General features: G+C 67.4%; 5 protein-coding genes and 1 pseudogene. All 6 read left to right on the forward strand.

Annotated features, from left to right (window positions below; translation table 11 throughout):
- Nucleotides 1–1,164: right-handed parallel beta-helix repeat-containing protein (locus Mgrana_RS16450; RefSeq protein WP_119358659.1), on the forward strand; the 1,164-nt coding region annotated here is incomplete at its 5' end.
- A complete protein-coding gene (locus Mgrana_RS16455) occupies nt 1,149–1,787 on the forward strand; it encodes an ATP-binding cassette domain-containing protein (protein WP_119358660.1) in 639 nt (212 codons plus the stop codon). The genes Mgrana_RS16450 and Mgrana_RS16455, both read left to right, overlap by 16 nt.
- Nucleotides 1,768–2,442 (forward strand): nitrous oxide reductase accessory protein NosL, encoded by a 675-nt coding sequence (locus Mgrana_RS16460; protein ID WP_170146515.1) that lies wholly within the window; start codon nt 1,768–1,770, stop codon nt 2,440–2,442. Before Mgrana_RS16455 ends, Mgrana_RS16460 begins: the two co-directional genes overlap by 20 nt.
- 55 nt (nt 2,443–2,497) lie before the next feature.
- A complete protein-coding gene (locus Mgrana_RS16465; protein WP_240631417.1) occupies nt 2,498–2,836 on the forward strand; it encodes a nitrous oxide reductase accessory protein NosL in 339 nt (112 codons plus the stop codon).
- 16 nt (nt 2,837–2,852) lie between these two features.
- A complete protein-coding gene (locus Mgrana_RS17180) occupies nt 2,853–3,002 on the forward strand; it encodes a hypothetical protein (RefSeq protein ID WP_240631418.1) in 150 nt (49 codons plus the stop codon).
- A pseudogene (locus Mgrana_RS16470) lies at nt 2,999–3,285 on the forward strand (hypothetical protein); the annotation flags it as partial. The gene Mgrana_RS17180 and the pseudogene Mgrana_RS16470, both read left to right, overlap by 4 nt.

The raw sequence follows: 3,285 nt of genomic DNA on the forward strand, positions 1-3,285 counted from the left end.
CCCCTTCCCCCCGGCCAGACCGTGGTGCTGGAAGCCGGTGTACACCAGGGCCCCTGGAGCATCACCACCCCCGGTGTGCGCCTGGTAGCCCGCCCCGGCGCAGTGCTGGACGGCGGGGGCCAGGGCACCGCCCTCACCCTCTCGGCGCCGGGGATTGTGGTGGAGAACCTCGAGGTGCAAAACGTGGGCAAAGGGGACGACTTCTACGAGCCCGATGCTGCCGTGGCGCTGTACGGGTGCGAGGGCTGTGTGGTGCGGGGCCTGCGGGCCCGAGGGGTCACGGGCGGTATCCGGGTGGAAAAGTCGAACCGGGCGGTGGTGGAAAACTGCGATTTGGAGGGCACCCAAGCGGCCCCCGGCCTGCAAACCTACCGCAGCGACGACGTGGTGCTGCGGGGCAACCGGATTCAGGGCTTCCTGGACAACCTGTATGTGGAGTACGGCGAACGGGTGGTGGTAGAGGGCAACCGGGTGGAAGCCGGGGAACGCTACGGGCTGCACCTGATGTTTACTTATCAGGCCCAGGTCCGGGGCAACCACAGCCAGGGCAACCGGGTGGGCTCGGCCCTCATGCACGGGGCCGAGAACCGGGTGGAGCACAACACTTTTGCCCGGGAGGTGGGGCCCTTGCGCTACGGGCTGTTGCTGCAAGAGGAATGGAAAACGGTGCTCAAGAACAATCGCTTCGTAGAGAGTACCATCGGGCTTCTGTCGCTGGACTCGAGGGATACCCTCCTCGAGCAGAATCACTTTGACCGCAATGGCACCGCCCTCTTTTTCGCCCGCGACACCGACCAGAACAGCCTGGTAGCCCAGGCCAATACCTTTGTAGGCAACCTCCAGGATGTGGCGGTAGACGACCCCAGGGCTAAGGTGCGCCTTCGGGGCAATGCCTTCGACCGGGCCGCCCCGCTGCCGGTGCCGCATCTGCCCAGCAGCAGTTTCTCGCTTTTGAGCACCCGCCAGCCCGACCTGAGCCTCCTGGCCCTTTCGCCTGCGGTCATGCTCTGGGAGGCGGCTGAGGCCAAGGTGCCGGGGCTTCGGCTCCTGGCCCTGGCCGACCCAGAAGCCCGGCCCGCCTCGCCCCCCGCTGCATCGGTGGCACCGGGCCTGGTGGGGCTGGCCCTCTTGAGCCTGTTGGGAGGCTTATGGTTGAGGTGGTAGCGCTGCACAAAAAAGGCCGCCTGGCCGATGCTCACCTGCGCCTGACGGCAGGCAGCCTGGCCCTCTTGGGCCCCAACGGCGCGGGCAAGAGCACCCTGCTGGGCCTGCTGGCCGGGCGGCTCAAAGCCGATGGCGGCACGGTTCGGCTCTTCGGACACGACCCCCGCAGCCTGGGAGCAGCCCGCGTGCGGGCTTACATTCCCCAGCACCTGACCTTTCCCCCCACCCTGCGGGCCGAAGAGATCCTGGAGGCGGCGCGTCGGCTCAAGGGGGCCACGCTTCAGGACAGGGCCGAGGCCACCGGGCGCATGGGCCTGGAGGCCCACCTGAAGCGCCCGGTGGCCCAGCTCTCGGGGGGCTGGCGGCAGCGGCTGGCCCTGGCCGCCGGGCTGATGGGCTATCCCCCACTGTGGCTGCTGGACGAGCCCGCCTCGGCCCTGGATACTGAGGGCCTCGAGCGTTTGCAAGACTGGATGGCCGCCCACCTGGCTATGGGCGGGCTGGTGATTTTATCGGCTCACCGGCAGGAAGAAATCTCGCGCCTGGCCGAGCAGTTTGTACGTTTGGAGAATGGCCGGGTGATCCAACAAGGCAGTGTGAACTATGCACAAGAACCGTCGTGAAGTGATCAAGATGCTTTCGGCTTTAGGCGCTTCGACTGCGCTCTCGCAGGCTCTGGCCCAGCAGATGCAACAGATGCAGCAGTCGCAGCCTATGCAGCCTGCTCCAGCGGCCCTCGAGACCATCCCGGCCAGGGCCATCCCCTGGGAGAAGGGCACCTGCGCCTTCTGCGGGATGCCCCTTAAGACCCCCCCTCCGGGGGCCTGGATGGGCCGTACCTTCAACCCAGGCTTCTTCGAGCAGACCTACAGCCAGATTGCCCTCAAGGAACCGCAAAAGGGGATGGACGCCCTCCACTTTGAGTCCATCGCCTGCATGGTCAACTACGCCTGGGTGCATGGCCTGCGCGACGGGGTGGGCACCACCTTCTACGTGGCCGACCGGGGGCTTTACGACCCCGCCAAAGGCCCCGAGGCCGTGCGGCTGCTGCCCGCTCGCCAGGCCGTCTACCTGTGGGGCGAGAAGCGCGGTTGGGTGGTGATGGATGCCAAGGTGGCCGCGTTCAACTCCAGGGTAGAGGCCGAGGTCTTTGCCCGCCGGAACCCCGACCTGGGCCGCACCCGCGTCCTGGACTGGCAGACCCTGGTGGATCTGGCCCCCTTGCCCGAGATGAACCTGGTGAACCTGCTGGCCCAGCACGCGGGCTTGCTGAAGTAGCGTACCCATTTGGGCCGGGGGTGGATACTCGCCTCCGGCCCCCTAAGGAACCCCCATGAAGCGACGTACCCTGATCAAAGGACTGCTGGCCCTGCCCCTGGGCTTTGGCGTGCTGCAACCGGCACTGGCTGCGGCCCGGCCCCTGCGGGTGGGGGTGGATGCCTGCCCCTACTGCAACATGACCATTCTGGACGCCCGCTACGCCGCGCAAATGGTCACTACCACCGGCAAGGTGTACTCCTACGACGACGTGGGCTGCCTGCTCGACCATGTGCTGGGTTATGGCGGCCCCCAGGCCACCCCCAAAGAGATGTATGTGGCCGACTTTGCCGCCTCCGAGCGCAAGGAGGCCCGTTTTTTGGAGGCGGAACAGGCCCACTTCCTCATTCAATGAGCGCATCCGCACCCCCATGGGGGTAGGGCTCCTGGCCTTCAGGAGCGCCGGGGAACTCGAGGATTACCTGAAGGAGCGGCCTCAGCACGCCGGTGAGAAGCTGCGCTGGAACGAGCTGCTGGTTCGAGGGCGCAAGCAGGCCTGGGTGCCCGGCTACGGACGATGAACGCCCTGCTGCCCCTGTATACCAGGGCCCTCCTGCGCAACCCCTGGGCTTTTGCGCCGGTGGGCCTGCTGCCCCTGCTGGCCCTGGCGTTTGCAGGCCGGGGCGAAGCGGTGGCGGTGGTCTCGCTCTTTGCTTCGCTGGCGCTGCTGCTGCCCCCCTTTGTGCTGGCCCTGACGCTGCCCCTGCTCACCCCCCGAGAGGACTGGGCCTTCTGGGCTGGCATGCCCCAGAGCCCGGCCCGGCTCTACCTGGCGGGGGTCTGGGGGGTGGGGCTGGGCCTGAG

The sequence above is a fragment of the Meiothermus granaticius NBRC 107808 genome, from assembly GCF_003574355.1.
Classification (GTDB): domain Bacteria; phylum Deinococcota; class Deinococci; order Deinococcales; family Thermaceae; genus Meiothermus; species Meiothermus granaticius.